This is a genomic window from Pseudomonas sp. LBUM1651, assembly GCF_059716135.1.
Genome location: NZ_CP166805.1, coordinates 1,403,663 through 1,425,979, shown reverse-complemented (window position 1 = coordinate 1,425,979; position 22,317 = coordinate 1,403,663). Strand labels below are relative to the sequence as shown.

The 22,317-nt window shown below is 59.2% G+C and carries 23 protein-coding genes; 16 read left to right on the top strand and 7 right to left on the bottom strand.

What is annotated here, in order from left to right; all coding sequences use genetic code 11:
* Nucleotide 1 precedes the first annotated feature (1 nt).
* Nucleotides 2-817, bottom strand: a complete 816-nt coding sequence (locus ACA066_RS06610) for a sulfite exporter TauE/SafE family protein (RefSeq protein WP_497698587.1) — start codon at nt 815-817, stop codon at nt 2-4.
* Between the two features lie 111 nt (nt 818-928).
* On the opposite strand from ACA066_RS06610, the gene ACA066_RS06605 reads away from it, so the two are divergent.
* The 3 genes from ACA066_RS06605 to ACA066_RS06595 all read left to right on the top strand — a co-directional run bounded on the left by ACA066_RS06605 (nt 929) and on the right by ACA066_RS06595 (nt 2,365).
* Nucleotides 929-1,696 (top strand): AraC family transcriptional regulator, encoded by a 768-nt coding sequence (locus ACA066_RS06605; RefSeq protein WP_497698586.1) that lies wholly within the window; start codon nt 929-931, stop codon nt 1,694-1,696.
* An 82-nt stretch (nt 1,697-1,778) separates the two neighbouring features.
* Nucleotides 1,779-2,096, top strand: coding sequence for a helix-turn-helix domain-containing protein (locus ACA066_RS06600; RefSeq protein ID WP_497698585.1), 318 nt, complete (start codon nt 1,779-1,781; stop codon nt 2,094-2,096).
* 11 nt (nt 2,097-2,107) lie between these two features.
* Nucleotides 2,108-2,365 carry an XRE family transcriptional regulator gene (locus ACA066_RS06595; RefSeq protein ID WP_497698584.1) on the top strand — a complete coding sequence of 86 codons (258 nt, stop codon included), beginning with the start codon at nt 2,108-2,110 and terminating at the stop codon, nt 2,363-2,365.
* Between the two features lie 93 nt (nt 2,366-2,458).
* Here ACA066_RS06595 and ACA066_RS06590 read toward each other — a convergent pair whose 3' ends face one another.
* A complete protein-coding gene (locus ACA066_RS06590) occupies nt 2,459-3,346 on the bottom strand; it encodes an acyl-CoA dehydrogenase (RefSeq protein WP_497698583.1) in 888 nt (295 codons plus the stop codon).
* 155 nt (nt 3,347-3,501) lie between these two features.
* Here ACA066_RS06590 and olsB point away from each other — a divergent pair, with 155 nt between their 5' ends.
* Both olsB and ACA066_RS06580 read left to right on the top strand, forming a co-directional pair.
* Nucleotides 3,502-4,257, top strand: a complete 756-nt coding sequence (gene olsB, locus ACA066_RS06585) for an L-ornithine N(alpha)-acyltransferase (RefSeq protein WP_208671639.1) — start codon at nt 3,502-3,504, stop codon at nt 4,255-4,257.
* Nucleotides 4,257-5,048, top strand: a complete 792-nt coding sequence (locus ACA066_RS06580; protein WP_497698582.1) for a lysophospholipid acyltransferase family protein — start codon at nt 4,257-4,259, stop codon at nt 5,046-5,048. Before olsB ends, ACA066_RS06580 begins: the two co-directional genes overlap by 1 nt.
* Nucleotides 5,049-5,156: 108 nt before the next feature.
* Here the strand turns inward: ACA066_RS06580 and ACA066_RS06575 are convergent, their stop codons facing one another.
* Nucleotides 5,157-5,735 carry an acyl carrier protein phosphodiesterase gene (locus ACA066_RS06575; protein ID WP_497698581.1) on the bottom strand — a complete coding sequence of 193 codons (579 nt, stop codon included), beginning with the start codon at nt 5,733-5,735 and terminating at the stop codon, nt 5,157-5,159.
* 171 nt (nt 5,736-5,906) lie between these two features.
* Between ACA066_RS06575 and ACA066_RS06570 the strand changes: the two genes are divergently transcribed.
* The 3 genes from ACA066_RS06570 to ACA066_RS06560 are packed head-to-tail and all read left to right on the top strand — an operon-like array spanning nt 5,907 to nt 8,476.
* Complete coding sequence (locus ACA066_RS06570) at nt 5,907-6,227, top strand: ArsR/SmtB family transcription factor (protein WP_497698580.1); 321 nt, start codon at nt 5,907-5,909, stop codon at nt 6,225-6,227.
* 3 nt (nt 6,228-6,230) lie between these two features.
* Nucleotides 6,231-7,397, top strand: a complete 1,167-nt coding sequence (locus ACA066_RS06565) for an MFS transporter (protein WP_497698579.1) — start codon at nt 6,231-6,233, stop codon at nt 7,395-7,397.
* A 29-nt stretch (nt 7,398-7,426) separates the two neighbouring features.
* A complete protein-coding gene (locus ACA066_RS06560) occupies nt 7,427-8,476 on the top strand; it encodes an alkene reductase (protein ID WP_497698578.1) in 1,050 nt (349 codons plus the stop codon).
* A gap of 317 nt (nt 8,477-8,793) precedes the next feature.
* Here ACA066_RS06560 and ACA066_RS06555 read toward each other — a convergent pair whose 3' ends face one another.
* Nucleotides 8,794-9,129 carry a hypothetical protein gene (locus tag ACA066_RS06555; RefSeq protein ID WP_497698577.1) on the bottom strand — a complete coding sequence of 112 codons (336 nt, stop codon included), beginning with the start codon at nt 9,127-9,129 and terminating at the stop codon, nt 8,794-8,796.
* Here ACA066_RS06555 and ACA066_RS06550 point away from each other — a divergent pair.
* Nucleotides 9,119-9,766 carry a hypothetical protein gene (locus tag ACA066_RS06550; protein ID WP_497698576.1) on the top strand — a complete coding sequence of 216 codons (648 nt, stop codon included), beginning with the start codon at nt 9,119-9,121 and terminating at the stop codon, nt 9,764-9,766. The genes ACA066_RS06555 and ACA066_RS06550 overlap by 11 nt on opposite strands.
* Nucleotides 9,767-9,957: 191 nt before the next feature.
* Here the strand turns inward: ACA066_RS06550 and emhR are convergent, their stop codons facing one another.
* Complete coding sequence (emhR, locus tag ACA066_RS06545) at nt 9,958-10,590, bottom strand: efflux system transcriptional repressor EmhR (protein WP_497698575.1); 633 nt, start codon at nt 10,588-10,590, stop codon at nt 9,958-9,960.
* 266 nt (nt 10,591-10,856) lie between these two features.
* On the opposite strand from emhR, the gene emhA reads away from it, so the two are divergent.
* The 7 genes from emhA to ACA066_RS06510 all read left to right on the top strand — a co-directional run bounded on the left by emhA (nt 10,857) and on the right by ACA066_RS06510 (nt 20,961).
* On the top strand, nt 10,857-12,014 hold the full coding sequence (gene emhA / locus ACA066_RS06540; RefSeq protein ID WP_497698574.1) for an efflux RND transporter periplasmic adaptor subunit EmhA: 1,158 nt from the start codon (nt 10,857-10,859) through the stop codon (nt 12,012-12,014).
* Between the two features lie 3 nt (nt 12,015-12,017).
* Nucleotides 12,018-15,182 (top strand): efflux RND transporter permease subunit EmhB, encoded by a 3,165-nt coding sequence (gene emhB, locus ACA066_RS06535; protein WP_497698573.1) that lies wholly within the window; start codon nt 12,018-12,020, stop codon nt 15,180-15,182.
* Nucleotides 15,179-16,639 (top strand): efflux RND transporter outer membrane subunit EmhC, encoded by a 1,461-nt coding sequence (emhC, locus tag ACA066_RS06530; RefSeq protein WP_497698572.1) that lies wholly within the window; start codon nt 15,179-15,181, stop codon nt 16,637-16,639. The genes emhB and emhC overlap by 4 nt, the downstream gene beginning before the upstream one ends.
* A 439-nt stretch (nt 16,640-17,078) precedes the next feature.
* Nucleotides 17,079-18,338 (top strand): OprD family porin, encoded by a 1,260-nt coding sequence (locus ACA066_RS06525; protein WP_497698571.1) that lies wholly within the window; start codon nt 17,079-17,081, stop codon nt 18,336-18,338.
* Nucleotides 18,339-18,531: 193 nt separating this feature from the next.
* A complete protein-coding gene (locus tag ACA066_RS06520; protein WP_497698570.1) occupies nt 18,532-19,722 on the top strand; it encodes an NAD(P)/FAD-dependent oxidoreductase in 1,191 nt (396 codons plus the stop codon).
* 22 nt (nt 19,723-19,744) lie between these two features.
* Nucleotides 19,745-20,122, top strand: coding sequence for a DUF1641 domain-containing protein (locus tag ACA066_RS06515; RefSeq protein WP_497698569.1), 378 nt, complete (start codon nt 19,745-19,747; stop codon nt 20,120-20,122).
* A 20-nt stretch (nt 20,123-20,142) separates the two neighbouring features.
* Nucleotides 20,143-20,961, top strand: a complete 819-nt coding sequence (locus ACA066_RS06510; protein ID WP_497698568.1) for a methyltransferase domain-containing protein — start codon at nt 20,143-20,145, stop codon at nt 20,959-20,961.
* A gap of 161 nt (nt 20,962-21,122) precedes the next feature.
* Here ACA066_RS06510 and pcaC read toward each other — a convergent pair whose 3' ends face one another.
* Complete coding sequence (gene pcaC / locus ACA066_RS06505; protein WP_497698567.1) at nt 21,123-21,515, bottom strand: 4-carboxymuconolactone decarboxylase; 393 nt, start codon at nt 21,513-21,515, stop codon at nt 21,123-21,125.
* Between the two features lie 10 nt (nt 21,516-21,525).
* A complete protein-coding gene (gene pcaD / locus ACA066_RS06500; RefSeq protein ID WP_497698566.1) occupies nt 21,526-22,317 on the bottom strand; it encodes a 3-oxoadipate enol-lactonase in 792 nt (263 codons plus the stop codon).

Genomic DNA, 22,317 nt, shown 5'->3' with positions numbered 1-22,317 from the left:
TTCAATTCAGACACATGCTGATCATCACCACTACCAGCAAACCGATGTACACCCGTGCATGGATTCGATCCGGTATCCGTCCGATCCAAGGCGTGGCCAGTCGAATGCCCGCCAACGACCCCATCGTCAAAACGGCAAATGCCAGCAGATCTACGTAACCAACAAACCACACGCCCAGATCAGACTCAGTGAACCCCGCCATCGACATGTAAGTCACCGTCCCGGCCAGCGCCACGGGCAAGCTTAGCGGATTGGCCATGGACGTCGCCTGCGACATGCTCAACCCGCAACGGCGCAACAACGGCACGGTCATGACACTGCCGCCGACGCCGAGAAACGTCGCGATGGCGCCGATTCCTACACCGCCACCCGACACTTCCGCCCTCGCCAATCGCCGTGGGATTCCGTTACTGGTATGCGTAAGAAATCCGCGTCGGAACAGGCAATCCACAATGGTCACGCCCAGGTACGCAATGAACGCATACCGAATCACCTCACCACTCACCCATATCGCCGCGACTGCGCCGCCCACAGCCCCCAACCCGATAAACCCACCCAGCGGCCACAGATAATGGCGAATCAGATTACCGGCACGACGATGTTTTCCAGTGGCGACCAGCGCGTTGACGATCATCACGCAGGTCGAGGTAGCCACCGCAATGTGCATCGCCGATTGGCCAATCGGGTTGTCTGCACCATGGCCGGCCACGAGCATGCGGTACAGCAATGGCACCACGACAAACCCGCCGCCGAAGCCGAACAGAACGGCGGTGACGCCGGTCATGCAGCCGAAGAGTGTCAGCAAGAGATAGAACATTGCGCGTCGTCCGTTGGTTGAGAGGGTCGACGATAGAGCGATGCGACTTGGCCTGCCTCAGTAAGTCAGCCAATAATGTTTGCGTTTACGCCAACTGCTGGAAGCCGCTTGATGCGCAATGTTTCGATTAATTTGCTGGATGACACGCCACGGTCGGTGGTGGCGATCGGTACGGATTATTCCTACGGTCAAGTGTTGCCCCGTCATACACACCGACGGGCACAGTTGTTGTACGGCGCTACCGGGGTGATGCAGGTCAGCACGCATGACGGCAACTGGGTGGTGCCGCCGCAACGGGCGGTGTGGATTCCGGCGGGGATGGCGCATGAGGTGTTGATGCTGGGGGTGAGTACGCGGAGTTTGTACATCGAACCGCTGGCGGTCGATTTGGGGGATCGTTGTCAGGTGATCAGTGTTTCGCCGTTGATGCGGCATTTGCTGATGGAAGCGGTGGAGATTCCGTTGGCGTATAACCAGGCGGGGCGCGACGGGGTGTTGATTGATTTGCTGCTGCATGAACTGGCGCGCAGTGCTCACCTGCCATTGCACATTCCGCTGCCTGTCGATGCGCGTTTGCTCGCGTTGTGCCAAGGCTTTTTGCAGCGCCCCGATGCTCATCAGTCGCCACAGCAATGGGCGGATCAGTTGCACATCAGTTTGCGCACGTTCAACCGCCTGTTTCGCCAACAGACCGATCTGAGTTTCAGTCAATGGCGGCAGCGCGCCTGTGTGGTGTTGGCCCTCGCGCGGTTGACAGTGGGTGAGCCGGTGACGCGGATTGCTTTGGATTTCGGGTACGACAGTCCGGCGGCATTTTCGACGATGTTTCGCCGTGTACTGGGTCAGGCACCGTCCGTCTGGTTGGATGGGTCGAAATAAAAATGAGTTTGATCCGGACGCAAAACAACTGTACAAAAACACAGTACATTTTGGATCAGCACTCTTGAGCCCGGAGAACACCATGGCCTCTTATGCGATGAAAATCACCCTGGAACGTATCGCCCTATTCCAATTCACCCCCGCCCATTGCGCCCAGGCCCGGGCGATGTTGGGTTGGAGTGTTGATGAGTTGTCTCGGGAGTCTGGCGTTTCGGTCGATGCGATTGAGCGATTTGAGGCGAAGCGTGATGTGGCGGATGAAAACCGGTTGGCGTTGGCGTATCGGTTTGAATCGGAGGGGTTGGTGTTCTTTCCGGGGTTTGCGCCGGGGCGGGGGATGAGTGTGAAAGGGTCTGTATCGGATGCGGTGAGGCGGGCTGATTTTGCGATGTTTGAGTGAGGTGTCGGCAAATGAATGAAATCGACGGAAGCGACAGCTGCGTTTATCAAGCGCTGGGCAATCCCGATTCTAGTGAAATGCGAGCCAAATCTGAATACGTCATGAAGATTGGCATTCTCCTGGAATCAGGTTTGCTGAGTCAGGCTGAGGCTGCGCAAAAGCTTGGCCTGACATCAGAGGCATTGAACGAAATACTTCGCGGGAAGTTTCGCGACTTGAGCACGGGGCAGATCTCGGACTATCTACTCCGGCTCCGGGACGGAGCTTAGCTGTGGGGCCAAGGCCGTATTCGCGAGCAGGCTCGCTCCCACGTTTTGAAATGCATTCCCCTGTTGGAGCGAGCCTGCTCGCGATGAGGCCGGTCAATTCAGTGAAGATCCGGCAAGTGCCTTGGCCAACCGCTTACCCCTGGCCCCCGACGCCAGATCCATCACCGACTGATCCCGCTGCCACATCGCCGCCCACTCCGGCGGTCCATCGGCCAATGCCTGATTCACCTCAACCTTCAACCCGTCAAACTGCGCAAACAACCCGCCCAGCAGCACATGCCCGGCCGGGTTGTTCGGCGCCTGCCGACTGACTTCCGCACACCCGGCCAACAGCGCCAGCAAACGCAATGACAAGCTCTGCGGCCAGTCACTGTCCTGACCCACCCCATACAACCACGCCGTCATGGCGCTCAGCACATAGATGTCTTCGAGGGTGCGGAACGGTTTGACGTACGCGTCCCAGCCATCCCCCGCCAGCAATTCGCACAGCGCGTTTTCCAGCAACAACCGACCGTGGCTGATGTCCGGCATCAGCGGGATCGCCGGGAGTTTTTCCACCCGGACACCCGGTTCGCCGGGATAGACCACGGCCAGGCTCAGGCGCGGATCGTCGCCCGGTTCTTCACTGCGGGCGGCGATCAACAGCCAGTCCGCGGCATCGCCGGCGGTGACGAAATCCTTGCGTCCGCTCAGGCGCAGGTCGGTCAGACGTGTCTGCATGTCCGCCACCCGCAGGCTGCGCTGTTCGGTCGCGCACAACGCGCCGAGGCTAGGCGGCGCACTCGGCCAGAGCATGCGCAACGCCGCCTGATACCCCACCAGAAAAGCCAGCCCCGGTGTCGCCATCAGGCGTCCACCGACCACCGCCAATTCAAACGGCGTGACCGTGCCCAATTGCTGTAACAAGGTCGCGAAACCCTCTGCCAGGTCCGGGTTGACGGGCAAGCGATCACGACGTTTCAACAGGGTTTGCCAGGGCATAAGAGGTTCCTCGTGGGCTGTCATATAAGCATCACCAAAGCTTCATGGCGATGACACCGGGGCTACATAGCCTGACTTTGCACAACAAGGCTGGATAAAGAAAGTCGATCCGCTGTAACCCAAAGACGGGTGAGCAGCCCGCACGGAGATTCGCCATGACTCAGATCGCCCGCATCAGCGACACCGGCAATGAACGCCGCCTGCAAGCCGAACGCCTGGTGGGCGCCGAGGCTTTGCAGGAAGCCCAGGCCTTGCGCTTCAACGTGTTCAGCGGCGAATTCAACGCCAAGCTGAAAGGCGCGGAGCTGGGTCTGGACATGGATGATTATGATGTTCACTGCGCTCACATCGGCGTGCGCGACTTGAACACCGGGCGCCTGGTGGCGACCACTCGCTTGCTCGACCACACGGCCGCCAGCAGCCTGGGCAAGTTTTACAGCGAAGAAGAATTCAGCCTCCACGGTCTGGTTCACCTCAAAGGTCCGATCCTCGAAATCGGCCGCACCTGCGTCGACCCGGCCTACCGCAATGGCGGCACCATCGCCGTGCTCTGGGGTGAACTGGCCGAAGTCCTGAACCAGGGCGGCTACAGCTATTTGATGGGTTGCGCGAGCATCCCGATGCAGGACGGCGGCATTCAGGCCCACGCGATCATGCAACGTCTGCGCGAACGTTATCTGTGCACCGAACACCTGCGTGCCGAGCCGAAAAAACCGCTGCCTGTTTTAGATATCCCCTCCAACGTCATCGCGGAGATGCCGCCGCTGCTCAAGGCCTACATGCGCCTTGGTGCGAAGATCTGCGGCGAGCCGTGCTGGGACGAAGATTTCCAGGTGGCCGACGTGTTCATCCTGCTCAAGCGCGACGAACTCTGCCCGCGTTACGCCAAGCACTTCAAGGCGGCTGTGTAATGAGCCGCTTGCGGGTGTACGCGCGGATTGCGCGAGTGTTGGTGGTGGTTGCGCTGGGCTTGAGCATGGCCAGCGTCTTCGGGCTGTTCGAACGTTTGGGCATCGCCCATTCGATGGTCCGCCGTCAGCGCTGGTCGCGTTTCTTCATGGCGCGTCTGGCGAATGCCCTGCCCTTTCGCGTGACCGTGCATGGTGAATTGCCGAAGGAGTCGATGCTCTGGGTCAGCAACCACGTGTCCTGGACCGACATCCCGTTGCTGGGCATGCTCACGCCAATGTCGTTCCTGTCCAAGGCCGAAGTGCGCACCTGGCCGGTAGCGGGCTGGTTGGCGGCCAAGGCTGGCAGTCTGTTTATCCGTCGCGGCTCAGGCGACAGCCAGTTGATCCGCAAGCAGATGACCCGTCATCTGGAACACGCCCATCCGCTGCTGATGTTTCCGGAAGGCACCACCACCGATGGCCGCTCGTTGCGCACCTTTCATGGTCGGCTGCTGTCAGCGGCGATTGATTCGCAGGTGAAGCTGCAACCGGTGGCGATTCGTTATCTGCGCGAAGGCGAAGTGGATTCGCTGGCGCCGTTCATTGGCGATGATGATCTGCTCTCGCACCTGATGCGCCTGTTTGCCAATGATCGGGGTGAGGTGGAGGTTCATCTGCTCAAGCCGATTGCTTGCGAAGGTCGCGAGCGTGCGGCGCTGGCGTTTGAAGCGCAGCAGGCGGTGCAGAAGGCATTGTTTGGGACGATTCCGGAAACACCGCGAGTTCCGATGCGTCCCGCCATAGCCGCTTAAACACACATCCCCTGTGGGAGCGAGCCTGCTCGTGAATGCGGTCTGTCATCCAACGTAGATGTCGACTGATACACCGCATTCACGAGCAGGCTCGCTCCCACAAGGGATCTATGTTGTTGGATGGTTCTGCGCAAAAAGCTGAAGTTGCGGGTAGAACAATCTGAAGTCCTCGCTCAACGGCTCATACAACATCCGCAACTCCTGCATCGCCGCCGCCAACTCCTCAGGCTTGGTCAACCGCCGCGAAATCCCCCGCAAAACCTGCTCCAGCACGTCGAACTCCCGGTAAGAACCCAACCAGTCATTCGCCACCATGTGCGGCGCAATCCTTGCCAACCGCTCCGGCAATTGCCGCTCGGCGGACAGCACCCGGTACACATCCGAAGTGAACTGCTCCAACGGCAGATCCGCGTACAGCGTCCAGTCACGCGCCAGGCAATGGTCGAAAAACACATCCAGCACGATCCCGGCGTAACGCCGGCGGGTCAGGGAAAATCGCGACAGCGCCACATCCACCAACGGATGGCGGTCGGTAAACACGTCGATGCTGCGATGCAACTGGATGGCCGCCTCGATCTCCGGGTCGAACTGCCCTTGCAGCCGCCCCTTGACGAAATCGCCATACAGACTGCCGAGCAATTGACCGGGACGCTGGCCACCGAGGTGAAGATGTGCGAGATAGTTCATGTCGCGCAGCTTAGCACTGCGGATACTCCTCTTTACACCATCATATCGTTATAACTCGATATACCGATTTACACGATCGTCAGATCAAAATCATATTGGTATATCGCGAAGTACCGATTTAAAGTTCGCCTCATCGCGATATAGCGTTTTACTCATCACGAGCCCAATCCCATGACCATCGACCTCGACGAAATAATAAAAGCCCTGGCACACCCAGTACGCCGAGACATTCTCACCTGGCTGAAAGACCCCAAGGTTCAGTTCCCGGAACAGATCCACAACCACGAGTACGGCATTTGCGCCGGGCAGATCGATCAACGCTGCGGCCTGTCGCAGTCGACCGTGTCGGCGCATTTGGCGACCTTGCAACGGGCGGGTCTGATCAGCAGCCAGAAAGCCGGTCAATGGCACTTCTTCAAACGCAACGAGGACGTGATCCAGGCGTTCCTCGACGCCATCGTCAAGGAGCTCAGCGCTCCGACAAGGAATTAAACAATGCCCCTCTCGCTCCTCATTCTGGCCTTGAGCGCCTTCGCCATCGGCACCACCGAGTTCGTCATCATGGGCCTGCTGCCCGAAGTGGCGGCCGACCTCGGCGTGTCGATCCCCGGCGCCGGCTGGCTGGTGACCGGTTACGCCCTCGGCGTGGCCATCGGTGCGCCGTTCATGGCACTGGCCACCGCGAAGTTGCCACGCAAGGCCGCACTGGTGGCGTTAATGGGCATATTCATCATCGGCAATCTGCTGTGTGCAGTGGCCAGTGACTACAACGTGCTGATGTTTGCCCGGGTGGTGACTGCCCTCTGCCACGGCGCCTTCTTCGGCATCGGTTCGGTGGTAGCGGCAGGCCTGGTTCCGGCGAACAAACGCGCTTCGGCCGTGGCCCTGATGTTCACCGGCCTGACCCTGGCCAACGTCCTCGGCGTGCCACTGGGCACCGCGCTCGGTCAACAAGCCGGCTGGCGCTCGACCTTCTGGGCCGTGACCGTGATCGGTGTGATTGCCCTGATCGGCCTGATCCGCTTCCTGCCAGCCAAGCGCGACGAAGAAAAACTCGACATGCGCGCCGAACTGCGTGCTCTCAAAGGCGCCGGCATCTGGCTGTCGTTGAGCATGACGGCATTGTTCGCGGCATCGGTCTTCACCCTGTTCACCTATGTCGCGCCGCTGCTGGGCGAGGTGACCGGCGTCTCGCCACGCGGCGTGACCTGGACCCTGATGCTCATCGGCCTGGGCCTGACCGTCGGCAACATCATCGGCGGCAAAATGGCTGACAAAGGCCTGGCGGCGACGCTGATCGGCGTGTTCATCAGCATGGCGGTGGTCTCCACCGTGCTGACCTGGACCAGCGTTGCACTGATCCCGACCGAAATCACCCTGTTCCTCTGGGCCACCGCGTGCTTCGCCGCCGTGCCTGCCCTGCAAGTGAACGTGGTGACCTACGGCAAGGCTGCACCGAACCTGGTGTCGACCCTGAACATCGGCGCGTTCAACGTCGGCAACGCACTCGGCGCCTGGGTCGGCGGCAGCGTCATCGCCCACGGCTACGGCCTGACCAGCGTGCCACTCGCGGCCGCCGCACTGGCGGTACTCGCCCTGCTGGTGACCCTGATTACTTTCCGTCAGAGCGGTAATCCCGAACTGGCCCCTGCTACCAACTGACTCACTGATACCTCACGAGGGTGCATTTCATGACGACTATTTTCGATCCGATCAAACTGGGCGACATCGAGCTCGCCAACCGCATCATCATGGCACCGCTGACCCGCTGCCGCGCCGACGAAGGCCGTGTGCCGAACGCGCTGATGGCCGAATACTACGTACAACGTGCCTCGGCCGGCCTGATCCTCAGCGAAGCCACCTCGGTCACGCCGATGGGCGTCGGCTACCCGGACACCCCGGGTATCTGGTCCAACGACCAGGTGCGTGGCTGGGCCAACGTGACCAAAGCGATCCACGGCGCGGGCGGCAAGATCTTCCTGCAGCTGTGGCACGTTGGCCGGGTGTCCCACGAGTCGTACCTGAACGGTGAAGCGCCGGTCGCACCGAGCGCCATCCAGCCAAAAGGTCACGTCAGCCTGGTTCGCCCACTGGCCGACTACCCAACGCCGCGTGCTCTGGAAATCGCTGAAATCGCCGACATCGTCGACGCCTATCGCACCGGTGCAGAAAACGCCAAGGCGGCCGGTTTCGACGGCGTGGAAATCCACGGCGCCAACGGTTACCTGCTCGACCAGTTCCTGCAAAGCAGCACCAACCAGCGCACCGACAACTACGGCGGCTCCCTGGAAAACCGTGCGCGCCTGTTGCTGGAAGTGACTGACGCGGCGATCGAAGTCTGGGGCGCTGGCCGCGTCGGTGTACACCTGGCTCCGCGCGCCGACTCCCATGACATGGGCGACGACAACCTGGCCGAGACCTTCACCTACGTCGCCCGTGAACTGGGCAAACGTGGCATCGCGTTTATCTGCTCGCGCGAAAAAGAAGCCGGCGACAGCCTCGGCCCACAATTGAAAGAAGCCTTCGGCGGCCCGTACATCGCCAACGAACGCTTCACCAAGGACAGCGCCAACGCCTGGCTGGCCAGCGGCAAGGCCGATGCGGTCGCCTTCGGCGTGCCGTTCATTGCCAACCCGGACCTGCCGGCACGCTTGAAGGCCGATGCGCCGCTGAACGATGCGCGCCCGGAATTGTTTTACGCTAAAGGTCCGGTGGGTTATATCGACTATCCAGTGATGTAACCTCCGCCTATGTAAAAAAGCCCCAGGTAGAAATACCTGGGGCTTTTTTATATCGGCAAACGTTCAACTAATGAAACAACATCTGCATTGCACCAAAACTTAGAGCGAGCTTACCTTCAGCATTCCACACAACTTACAAGTAATCCAACATGCAAGCACAACCGGACAACAAACTTATTTTCACACTGACACTCAGAAATTTCACAGACTCGATCTACTGGCGGGACGATGTCAGCCTGGATGATACTCCATCAGCATTCCCCTCCAGGATCATGCCACTTTGCACTCAACTTATAACGATCGAGGGCAATCCACAGTTACCCCAAAGCATTAACATCGAACACGGCATTAGAAAAACCATTTTCAGCACCCAGGCCATATACACCAACTACAGTCAGACCGTGCATATAAAAACGGCTTTTCAATACACTCATCAAAAACGCCTGAATCATCGCCCACCCAAAATTGAGTTTTTCTGGGAACACCATGCCCTGTCCATTGGGGAAGTCCCGATTTTCAGCCAGTCCTTTCTTGAAGCTACGAGCGACAGCTATCCCTACAACTACAGCATGCTTGCCGTCATCATGGATCGCTGAGCCGCAATCCACCGTAAAACCACTTATTTGATCGAAAGGAATCGATATGAACGACATCCAAGAAACCAGTAACAAGTACGAAGATCTACTATCGTTCTTCAATTACACATCCATTGGTGCACTTTACAACCTGACGCCGCTGCTATTCAGCGAAGAGAATCAGCAAGCACTGGATGAGTTGATCGGGATCGCCAAGGTAGAGTTAATCAACTTTCTTGAAGTGATTGAGTCAGAGCGCGCTCTGAACCAGAGAATCGAGCTGTGGCGAAATCAAGATAGAAGCGCAAAAACCACTCGCGTGATCGTCAAACTCATTAATAACACGCCGCACACTTTTAAAATCGCACAAACCAGCCTGCCTTTGCACCTATCAGAGCGCCAGTCATTCCAGCTTCCCCCTCACACAAAGACAGCATTCAAATCCGATTTCGCCTATACGTACGGTTACCCTTGGCCCAAAAATAAAATTATGTTCAATCAGTTTGTTGATTTTATCGATCAGAACGTCGGGGTTCGTTTTGATCTCGGCATGATAATGAACAAATCCTTCGGCGCTTTTTCGCCAAGACACAGTGCCACGGTAAAAAACACCGTCACCTCCATTGGCTCATCCAAAATCAATTGCTCAACCAACATCACGAGCATGGGAGAGAATGAGCCTTTCAGCTTCGAGGTGGAAATCACGCTGGGCTGAAGCAGCGAGCATTCGGGATCGCTCTCACCTTTTCACAACTGCGACACAAAATTCCTACAAAATACGTAGCTCGCTACCTGTCATCCCGGAGCGCGTGCGTATATAAAAGCATCCCATCACGACAACGCGGGCGAAGAGATGATCTTCGCCCGCGTCTATTGACGGAAACGGATCCAATTTCGCATTTTGTTTCATTTGCGCAGGCTGGGGCTCAGGCGCAGCATATCCAACCCGGTATCGACCCAACGCTCGGCTTCGGTGTGCAGTTGAAAACTGTCGGGCGCCAATAGCCACTGATACAGCATGCCATCGATGTAGGCGTGCAGGCTGATAGCCGCGCGGGCCGTGTCGAGGTCCTCGGGCATTTGTCCCCGATTCACCGCATTACTCAGCGCGAGGCCGATACGCACATTGCAATCAAGGCTGACTTCCCGGCGCTGCTGGCGCAGATCGCACATTTCATCGGTGAATTCGCACTTATGAAACAAAATCTCATTGATGCGTCGGGTTTTCGGGTCCAGGGCAACTTGATGAAACAAATGAATCAGCAGCTTGCGCATGCAACCCAGTGGGTCGAGTTCATCTTCGCTTTCACTGGCCTTGGCCATTTCATCCAGCGGCTCATGCAACGTATCGAGCATGGCCTGCACCAGATCCGCCTTGTTACTGAAATGCCAGTAGATAGCCCCGCGCGTCACGCCGGCCAGGGTCGCGATATCCGCCAGCGTGGTGCGCGCTACGCCCCGTTCGTAAAAGGCTTTCTCTGCCGCTTCGAGAATCTGGCTACGGGTTTCCTGAGCTTCCTCTTTGGTACGACGGACCATGTCGGTACAACCTCAATCAGGGTGCTTCAGCGATGCCTGAACATCCGCTGAACAAAAGTGGGGTGAACGCTCTTGGGCGTCGTCCCCGGCCTACAATCCGAACTTTTGAAACGGCTTATGTAACGGAGTGGGTACGCAGCCAAGGTATTTACAAACAACCATGAACGTAAGTATATTCCTTAGCAAGCTACTTATCCACCCAGCGCACATTTTTTACCCTTACACATTTCTTGTGCGCAATTTGCGCGCCTGACCCGAGGATTTTCATGCAATTCAAGCCAGCTGTTACCGCTCTGGTCGCTGCCGTCGCCCTCGCAACGCTGCTCAGCGGATGTAAAAAGGAAGAGGCGCCACCGGCCCCTCCACCGCCTCAGGTCGGCGTTGTCACCCTGCAACCGCAAGCCTTCACCCTGACGTCCGAGCTGCCGGGTCGCACCAGCGCCTATCGCATCGCCGAAGTTCGCCCTCAGGTCAACGGCATCATTCTCAAGCGTCTGTTCAAGGAAGGCGGCGACGTCAAGGCCGGCCAGCAGCTGTATCAGATCGATCCGGCGGTTTATGAAGCCACGCTGAAAAGCGCCGAAGCCAATCTGCAACAGACCAAATCGATTTCCGATCGCTACAAGCAACTGGTCAACGAACAGGCCGTGAGCCGTCAGGAATACGACACCGCCCTGGCCAACCGCCTGCAATCGGAAGCCGCGATGCAAAGCGCCCAGATCAATGTGCGCTACACCAAGGTCTACGCTCCGCTCTCCGGTCGTATCGGCCGTTCCAGCGTCACCGAAGGCGCACTGGTCACCAGTGGCCAGGTCGACGCCATGGCGGTGATCCAGCAACTTGATCCGATCTACGTCGACGTCACCCAGTCTTCCGTGGAGCTGCTTGAACTGCGCCGCGAACTGGAAAGCGGTCGTCTGCAAAAATCTGGCGACAACTCGGCGGCGGTCAAGCTGACCCTCGAAGACGGCAGCCAGTACAAGCTGGACGGCAAGCTCGAGTTCTCCGAAGTCTCGGTTGACCAGACTACCGGCTCCGTGACCTTGCGTGCGGTGTTCCCGAACCCGGATCAAACCCTGCTGCCCGGCATGTTCGTTCACGCCCAGCTTCAGGCCGGTGTCAACGCCGCCGCCATTCTGGCACCGCAACAAGGCGTGACCCGCGACCTCAAAGGCACCCCGACCGCGCTGGTCGTCGGTCCGGACAACAAGGTCCAGCTGCGTCAGCTCAAGGCCAGCCGCACTGTCGGCAGCCAATGGCTGATCGAAGACGGCCTGAAGGCCGGCGATCGCCTGATCACCGAAGGACTGCAATTCGTCAAACCTGGCATTGAAGTCAAGGCCACTGAGGCGACTAACGTTGGCGCAAAGAACCCGGCCCCCGCACAGGCAGCTAACAAGGCTTCCAGCGGCAAAGGGGAGTAAACCATGTCGAAATTTTTTATCGACCGTCCGATTTTCGCCTGGGTAATTGCCCTGGTGATCATGCTGGTCGGGGCTCTATCGATCCTCAAACTCCCGATCAACCAATACCCGAGCATTGCGCCTCCGGCCATTGCGATCCAGGTGACCTACCCGGGTGCGTCCGCACAAACCGTGCAGGACACCGTGGTGCAGGTGATCGAGCAACAGCTCAACGGTATCGATAACCTGCGTTATGTCGCCTCGGAAAGTAACTCCGACGGCAGCATGACCATTACCGCGACGTTCGAACAAGGCACCAACTCCGATACCGCTCAGGTTCAGGTCCAGAACAAGCTGAACCTGGCCACCCCGCTGCTGCCGCAAGAAGTGCAGCAACAGGGTATCCGCGTCACCAAGGCAGTGAAGAACTTCCTGATGGTGATCGGCGTGGTCTCGCGCGACGGCAGCATGACCAAGGACGACCTGGCCAACTACATCGTGTCGAACATGCAGGACCCGATCTCGCGGACCGCCGGTGTCGGTGACTTCCAGGTCTTCGGTGCCCAGTACGCGATGCGGATCTGGCTCGACCCGGCCAAGTTGAACAACTTCAACCTGACCCCCGGCGACGTGAAAACCGCCATCGCTGCGCAGAACGTGCAGATTTCCTCGGGTCAGCTCGGTGGCTTGCCTGCAGTGGCCGGTCAGCAGTTGAATGCGACGATCATCGGCAAGACCCGTCTGCAAACCGCCGAGCAGTTCAAGGCGATCCTGTTGAAGGTCAACAAGGACGGCTCGCAAGTGCGTGTCGGCGATGTGGCGGACGTCGGTCTGGGCGGTGAAAACTACTCGGTCAGTGCCCAGTTCAACGGCAGCCCGGCGTCCGGTCTGGCAGTGAAACTGGCCACCGGCGCCAACGCCCTCGACACCGCAAAAGCCCTGCGCAAAACTATCGAGAGCCTCAAGCCGTTCTTCCCGCAAGGGATGGAAGTGGTGTTCCCGTATGACACCACGCCGGTGGTGACCGAGTCGATCAAGGGTGTGGTTGAAACCCTGGTCGAAGCGATCGTGCTGGTGTTCCTGGTGATGTTCCTGTTCCTGCAAAACTTCCGCGCCACCGTCATCACCACGATGACTGTGCCGGTGGTATTGCTGGGTACGTTCGGCATCCTCGCGGCATTCGGTTTCAGCATCAACACCCTGACCATGTTCGGCATGGTGTTGGCCATCGGCCTGCTGGTGGACGACGCCATCGTCGTGGTGGAAAACGTCGAACGGGTCATGAGCGAAGAAGGCTTGTCACCCAAGGAAGCCACCAAGAAATCCATGGGGCAGATCCAGGGCGCGCTGGTCGGTATTGCTCTGGTTCTGTCGGCGGTACTGTTGCCGATGGCGTTCTTTGGCGGTTCCACTGGTGTGATCTATAAGCAGTTCTCGATCACCATCGTCTCGGCCATGGCCCTGTCGGTACTGGTCGCGCTGATCTTCACCCCGGCACTCTGCGCCACCATGCTCAAGGCCATTCCCAAGGGCGAGCACGGCGTTCCGAAACGCGGCTTCTTTGGCTGGTTCAACCGCAACTTCGACCGTAGCGTGAAAAGCTACGAGCGCGGCGTTGGCAATATTCTCCGCAACAAGGTGCCGTACCTGCTGGTCTACGTGATCATCTTCATCGGCATGATCTGGCTGTTCATGCGGATCCCGTCCTCGTTCCTTCCAGAAGAAGACCAGGGCGTACTGTTCGCCCAAGTGCAGACGCCGGCCGGTTCCAGTGCCCAGCGCACGCAAGTGGTCGTGGACGAAATGCGTGAGTTCCTGCTGCGTCCGAGCAAGGACGGCGGTGAAGGCGACGCGGTTGCCTCGGTGTTTACCGTGACCGGCTTCAACTTCGCCGGCCGTGGCCAGAGCTCGGGTATGGCGTTCATCATGCTCAGACCGTGGGAAGAACGTAACGCCGACAACAGCGTGTTCAAACTCGCGGCCCGTGCCCAACAGCACTTCTTCACGTTCCGTGATGCGATGGTGTTTGCGTTCGCGCCACCGGCGGTACTGGAACTGGGTAACGCCACCGGTTTTGACGTGTTCCTCCAGGACCGCGCCGGTATCGGTCACGACAAGCTGATGGAAGCGCGCAACCAGTTCCTCGGCATGGCGGCGCAAAGCAAGGTGCTGTCGCAGGTCCGTCCGAACGGGCTGAACGACGAACCGCAATACCAGCTGGAAATCGACGATGAGAAAGCCAGCGCCCTCGGTGTGACCCTCACCGACATTAACAGCACTCTGTCGATTGCCCTGGGCAGTAGCTACGTCAACGACTTCGTCGACCGTGGTCGGGTGAAGAAGGTTTACGTGCAAGGCCAGCCGGGCGCGCGCATGAGCCCTGAAGACGTCAAGAAATGGTACGTACGTAACAGCGCCGGCACCATGGTCCCGTTCTCGGCTTTCGCCAAGGGCGAGTGGATTTACGGTGCGCCGAAACTGTCGCGTTACAACGGCGTAGAAGCGATGGAAATCCTCGGCGCCCCGGCTCCGGGTTATTCCACCGGTGAAGCCATGGCCGAAGTCGAGGCGCTTGCCCAGAAACTGCCGGCCGGTGTCGGTATTTCCTGGACCGGTCTGTCGTATGAAGAACGACTGGCGGGCTCCCAGGCGCCGGCGCTGTTCGCGCTGTCGATCCTGATGGTGTTCCTGTGCCTGGCGGCGCTGTATGAAAGCTGGTCGATTCCGATTGCGGTCGTGCTCGTGGTGCCACTGGGGATTATCGGTGCGCTGATGGCCACCAGCCTGCGGGGGCTGTCCAACGACGTGTACTTCCTCGTGGGTCTGTTGACCACCATCGGGCTGGCGGCGAAAAACGCCATTCTGATCGTCGAGTTCGCCAAGGATCTGCATGAACAGGGCAAGAGCTTGCAGGAGGCTGCGATTGAGGCTTGTCGCATGCGTTTGCGGCCGATCATCATGACCTCCCTGGCGTTCATTCTCGGCGTGGTGCCTCTGGCCATTTCCACCGGCGCCGGCTCGGGCAGCCAACACGCCATCGGTACTGTGGTAATTGGCGGTATGATCACCGCCACCGTACTGGCGATCTTCTGGGTCCCGCTGTTCTTTGTCACCGTGTCGGCCATGGGTCAGCGTAAAATCGCCGATCAGGACGACGCTATTGAACCTTCTAAAGAGGCTGGCCAATGAGCAAGTCGCTACTCTCCATCGCCGTTGCGGCCTTCGTGCTGAGCGGCTGCTCGCTGATACCCGATTATCAGCAGCCTGAAGCACCGGTGGCAGCGCAATACCCGCAAGGCCCCGCGTATTCGCCGACCCAGGCGCCTGCACAGGCCGCCGCCGAACAGGGCTGGAAGCAGTTTTTCCATGACCCGGCATTGCAACAGATGATCCAGGTCGCCCTGGAAAACAACCGTGACCTGCGTGTCGCGGCGCTGAACATCGACGCGTTCGCGGCGCAGTACCGCATCCAGCGTGCGGACCTGTACCCGGCCGTGTCGGCCAATGGCACCGGCACCCGTCAGCGGGTTCCGGCGGATGCTTCGCAGACGGGCCAAGCGGGCATCACCAGTTCCTACTCCGCTACCGTTGGCATCAGCGCTTATGAACTCGACCTGTTCGGTCGGGTACGCAGCCTGAGCGAAGAAGCCCTGCAGAAATACTTCGCCACGGAAGAAGGCCGTCGCAGCACGCAGATCAGCCTGGTGGCCAGCGTGGCGAATGCCTACCTGACCTGGCAGGCCGACAAAGAGCTGCGCAAGCTGACTCAAGACACTCTCGGAGCGTTCGAGGAGAGCTACAAGCTCACTGCGCGCAGCAACGAAGTGGGTGTGGCTTCCGCCCTGGATCTGGCGCAGTCGCGTACCTCGGTGGAAAACGCCCGCGCACAACTGGCCCGTTATACGCGTCAGGTCGCCCAGGATGAAAACAGCCTGGTGCTGCTGCTCGGCACCGGCATCCCGGCCAATCTGCAAGAAGCCAAGCCGCTGTCTGACGACCTGCTGAGTGACGTACCGCCCGGCCTGCCGTCGGACTTGCTGCAACGTCGTCCGGACATCCTTCAGGCCGAATACAACCTGAAAGCGGCCAACGCCAACATCGGCGCGGCACGGGCAGCGTTCTTCCCGAGCATCAGCCTGACCGCCAACGCCGGGACCCTGAGCCCGGACCTGTCCGGTCTGTTCAAGGGCGGCTCCGGCACCTGGCTGTTCCAGCCGCAAATCAATCTGCCGATCTTCAACGCCGGCAGCCTGCGCGCCAGCCTGGATTACTCGAAAATCCAGAAAGACATCGGCGTGGCGAACTACGAGAAGTCCATTCAAACGGCCTTCCAGGAAGTCGCCGACGGCCTGGCCGCCCGCCAGACCTACACCGAGCAGTTGCAGGCCCAGCGTGATTTCGTCACCGCCAACCAGGACTACTACCGTCTGGCCGAGCGTCGTTATCGCATTGGCGTCGACAGCAACCTGACCTTCCTCGATGCCCAGCGTCAGCTGTTCAGTGCCCAGCAGGCACTGATCACCGACCGTCTGGCGCAACTGACCAGTGCCGTGAATCTGTACAAGGCACTGGGCGGTGGCTGGAATGAGCAGACTGCGAAAATCGAGCCGCTGAAAGAAGAAGCGCCGAAGCTGAAGTTGTTCTGATCAAGCTGTAAATAAGAAGCCCACCTTTTGGTGGGCTTTTTGTTGGGTCACAGAAAGGTGTGTTGACAGGTCTGGCCCCTTCGCGAGCAGGCTCGCTCCCACAGTGGATTTGTGTCTGGCACAAATTGCATGCACACCACCAGTCCCCTGTGGGAGCGAGCCTGCTCGCGATGGGGCCAGCACAGACAACCCAAAATCCAGACCAATCTTACGTTCGATAACCGCCCAAAACCCGCTTTTACCAATTGAACCATCCAGTTCATTCCCCGCACCATTCGCCACACAAAACCAATAACAACAGGTTCGACACCATGCCCCCGCGCCCCGCCCTGCCCGGCTAATCTCGCCCCGTTTCATTTGAATTCGAATCTTTTGTCTGCAACCCGGCGGTTGCGGCATCAACCCGTTTCATCCCCAAGAATCAGAGAGACCCGAGCACATGACCCCTTCCACTGCGCAGTACCTCTTTCCGGGCCTGATCGCCATCGCGCTGACCGGCGCGGCCCTGCCCGCTACGGCCGAAGAGTCAGGTTTTGTCGAAGGTGCCAAGGTCAACCTCAACCTGCGCAACTTCTACATCAACCGCAACTTCACCAACCCGACCAAGGCGCAGGGCAAGGCTGAGGAGTGGACGCAAAGTTTCATCCTCGACGCGAAGTCCGGATTCACCCAGGGCACCGTCGGGTTCGGCATGGATGTGCTGGGGCTGTACTCGGTGAAACTCGACGGAGGCAAAGGCACGGGTGGCACGCAACTGCTGCCGCTGGATCACGACGGTCGCCCGGCGGACAGCTTCGGTCGCACCAACGTGGCGTTCAAGGCCAAGCTGTCGCAAACCGAAGTGAAGGTCGGCGAATGGATGCCGGTGCTGCCGATCCTGCGTTCGGACGACGGTCGCTCACTGCCGCAAACCTTCCGCGGCGGCCAGATCACGTCGAAGGAAATCAATGGCCTGACGCTCTACGGCGGTCAGTTCCGCCAGAACAGCCCGCGTGACGACAGCAGCATGAGCGACCTGTCGATGACCGGCAAAGCGGCGTTCACCTCCGACCGCTTCAACTTCCAGGGCGGCGAATACCTGTTCAACGAAAAGCGCACGCAAATCGGTCTGTGGAACACCGAACTCAAGGACATCTACAGCCAGCAATACGTCAACCTGATTCACACCCAGCCCGTCGGCGACTGGACCCTCGGCGCCAACCTCGGTTTCTTCTACGGCAAGGATGACGGCAGTGCCCGCGCCGGTGATCTGGACAACAAGACCTGGTCAGGGATGTTCTCCGCCAAATACGGCGGCAACACCTTCTACGTCGGCCTGCAAAAACTCACCGGCGACAGCGCCTGGATGCGGGTCAACGGCACCAGCGGCGGCACCCTGGCCAACGACAGCTACAACTCCAGTTATGACAACGCCCAGGAAAAATCCTGGCAGCTGCGCCACGACTACAACTTCGTCGCACTCGGCCTACCGGGCCTGACCCTGATGAACCGCTACATCAGCGGCGAAAACGTGCACACCGGCACCGTCACCGACGGCAAGGAATGGGGACGCGAAAGTGAACTGGGCTACACCGTGCAGAGCGGCGCACTGAAGGACCTGAACGTCAAATGGCGCAACTCGACCATGCGCCGCGACTACAGCAACAACGAGTTCGACGAGAACCGGTTGATCGTCAGCTATCCGATCAGTTTGTTGTAAGGCTCGGCGCCCGCGTCGCCCTCTTGCAGGAAACGCTGGCGCTGACCGCTGGTCGCCATGAACTGGCGAATTATGGAACCGCAGATACAGTCATCAGTGCGTTTAAATTCTCCAGCCCGAAGTAGGAGCCCTTTTTTTCTTCCGTTATCTCCGGATGCTGTACGCGAAGCTGCCATGACCACGGAGGTCAGGTATGAGCAAGCGAATAGTTATCGTCGGTGGCGGCGTCGGTGGAACCATGCTGGCCAATCAACTGGCCAGCAAGCTGTATCCAGAAATCCTGCGCGGCGAAGTCTCGATTACCCTGCTGTCCAACTCCCCCGATCACTTCTACAAACCTGCGTTCATGTACGTGGCGTTCAACCTGTTTTTTCAGGAGGAACTCAAACGCCCGGAACGCTCATTGTTGCGTCCGGAAATCACCTTCAACGTTGAAGAAGTGACGCGTTTTGATTTCCCCGGGCAATGCTTGAAGACCCGCAGCGGCAAAGTCTACGCCTATGATTTTCTGGTCATCGCCACCGGTTGTGTGCCCGCCCCGGAACGCATCGAAGGTTTGAAAGAAGCCGGAGATCACTTCTATCAATACGAACCGGCCAGGCAACTGGCGCAAAAATTGAGCGCCATCGAAAAAGGCCGGATCTTCATTACCGTGTCCTTCCCGCAAACGCCGAATGTTCCCCATCAATGCGGTATCGCGCCCGTCGAAACCACCTTGATGCTTGATGATTTTTTGCGGCGTCGTGGTGTGCGGGACAAGGTGGAAATCATCTACACCTACCCGACAACGGCCCAGTTACTGCGCAACTGCCTGTTCCTGCAACGACCGACAGGAGAAGTTCTGCCAAGCATTTTCGAGCAGAAAAACATCCGCTTTCAGCGTGGGTTCACCCTGGATCGCGTCGATCCCGACAGCAGAATCGCCTACTCCGAAGAAGGCGACGCGCAGCCCTTCGACATCCTGATGGCAACGCCGCCGATTCGCGCCGTGGATGCGGTGCTGGAGTCCGGGGCATCGCAAGCGCTCAACAACGAAGGCTGGTTACCGACCAATCATGAAACCCTGCAGGTCTACAGATTGGAAAACGTCTACGTGATCGGCGACACCGTCGATCTGCCGGTGAGCAAGGCCGGTGGTGCGTGCCATAACCAGGCACCGGTGATTGCCAACAACATTGCCGCCGAGATCCGGCTTGGTGGTCCCGTCGATGTATACGACGGGCGAGTTCAGGCCGCGGCACAGATGGGTCTCAATGCCGGCATGCCGCTGTGGTACGACTACACCCGTGATGTCCTGCCGACCCCACCAACCAAACTCGGCGGCCTGCTCAGGAACGGCTTCAACCGCGGTCTGTACTGGGCGGTTGCCCGGGGCATGCTATGACGGGCTCAGGGAGGCAAAAACAATGACAAACCTGTCAGATGAAACCCTCGCCATCGGCACGGCCGACAGGTCGGCGGGGCTCGATGCGTTGATGACGAAATTGCAGCCGCTGATCGACGGCGGGCGACTGGACAACATTGTCGACTTGCTGTCGCTGGTCTCGGACATGATCGACCTGCTGGACGCCGCCATGGTGGAAAAACTGGCGCAGCAGTTCGAAAACGCCACCGCGGCCACCTGGACAGTCAGCAATGCCGTGCGCATGGCCCACGCCGAAGTCGCCGCGGCCCCGAAACCACCGGGTGTCCTGGCCTTGATCAGACGGCTGAACGACCCGGACACACGCAAAGGCGTGGCCGTTGTCCTGAAAACCCTGAACGTCATCGGAAGACAACTGTAATCGCCAGAGAGGACCACCTCATGAGCGTCAAACTTGAAACGGCAGGGAACGCCTGCGTCGACTGGGACGCCAAGGCGTACCAGCAGTTTTCCCGCCTCAGGCAACGGCCGGTCATCGAACTGCTCGAGCGTGTCGAACTCGATAAGCCTGGGCGCATCTGCGATCTGGGATGCGGTACCGGCATTGCCACACAGTTGCTGGCCAAGTGTTGGCCTCGCGCAAAGTTGCTCGGCATCGACAGTTCAGAAGAAATGCTGGACCAGGCCCGTCAACTACCGATCAAAGCGATATGGAAACAGTGCGACCTACAGCGCTGGCAACCCGAGCAGCCCTTCGATCTGCTGTTCGCCGCCGCCGTGCTGCATTTCATCGACGATCACGAAAAACTGCTGCCATGGCTGCTCAGGCACCTGAACCCCGGCGGTTGCCTGGCGGCGCACATGCCCGACTGGCGGGATGCGTTGTGGTATCAGTTGATGCTCGACACGCTCAACGATGGAGGCGCCAACGGCAAACCGCTGGGCACCTCGCAGCTGCGCGAGACCCTGGCCAGACGCCCCCTGTTGTCGCTTGCGGATTATTACCATCTGCTCGCGCCGCTGACCGGCTCGCTGGATATCTGGGAAACCGAGCAGCTGCAAGTCGTTGACGGCAAGTCGCCGGTTTATGACTGGATCAAGGTGTCAGCCTTGCGGGCGGCGATGCAAGGGCTGAAGGATGATGAATTGGCGCGGTTCATCTATCACTTCATCATGCGGGTCCATGCGCATTACCCGCAGGAAGAGGATGGGCACACGCTGTTTCCGTTCAAGCGAATCTTCATCGTCGCGAAGGTTTGATTGATCGCGAAATCGGTTATCCAGCCAATTGATGTATCAAGCCCACCAGCGCTTTCGCCGGCAAGCCGGTCTCGCTCCCACAGTGGACCGGTCGTACACAACACCTGTGGGAGCGAGCTTGCTCGCGAAGGCGCCAGTTCAGCCCCCACAAATCTCCGGAATCACTCCCGCGACTCAACCCCCAACTCATCCCACACCGATTCCGCCAGGTGGAACGTCGCATTCGCCGCCGGGATGCCGCAGTAGATCGCGCTCTGCATGATCACTTCCTTGATCTCGCCGCGGGTCACGCCGTTGTTGGCGGCGGCGCGCAGGTGCAACTTGAGTTCTTCATTGCGGTTCATGCCGATCAGCATGGCGATGGTGATCAGGCTGCGGGTGTGGCGCGGCAGGCCCGGGCGGGTCCAGATGTCGCCCCAGGCGTGACGGGTGATCATTTCCTGAAACTCCGAGTTGAACTCGGACAGCGCGTTCAGGCTGCGGTCGACGTGGGCGTCGCCGAGCACGGCGCGGCGGACATTCAGCCCATCGTCGTAACGTTGTTTCTCGTCCACAACAATCCCCTTAATCAGCTGACAGAAACGCCAGCACACGGTCGCTGAAGTCAGCACCGGCCTGAACGTTGGACAGGTGCGCGGCGTAGAACTCGGCGTACTCGGCGCCCTGCACGTGTTCCTCGATGAAGTGCCCACCGGATGGCGGCGTGACCGCGTCTTCGGTGCCGGCGATGACCAGCAGCGGCACCTTGATCGAGGACAGCTGATCACGGAAATCGGCATCGCGTACCGCCGCACAATTGGCCGCATAACCTTCTGGAGAAGTGGCCGCGAGCATGTCGGTAATCTTCTTGGCCGCAGCAGGATTGGCTTGGGCAAAGTCCGGGGTGAACCAGCGCGCAATCGATGCATCGCGCAGCGCGACCATGGCCGCCGCACCGTCACGCAGGACGGTTTCGATGCGTGGGTTCCAGATCGACGGATCGCCGATTTTCGCCGCGGTGTTGCACACCACCAGTTTGTTCAATCGATTACCGGCATGGATGCCCAGCCACTGGCCGATCAAGCCACCCATCGACAGGCCGCAGAAATGCGCTTTGTCGATGTGCAACGCATCCAGCAAGGCGAGCACGTCACGGCCCAATTGCTCGATGCTGTACGGTCCCGGCGTGACCAGCGATTTGCCGTGCCCGCGGGTGTCGAAACGCAGCACCCGGAAATGCTCGGTGAACGCTGCAATCTGCGCGTCCCACATGTGCAGGTTGGTGCCCAGCGAGTTGGACAGTACCAGCACCGGCGCGTTTTCAGGTCCATCGAGTTGGTAATTCAGTTCGCCCTCGGCGAGTTGTACGAAAGCCAC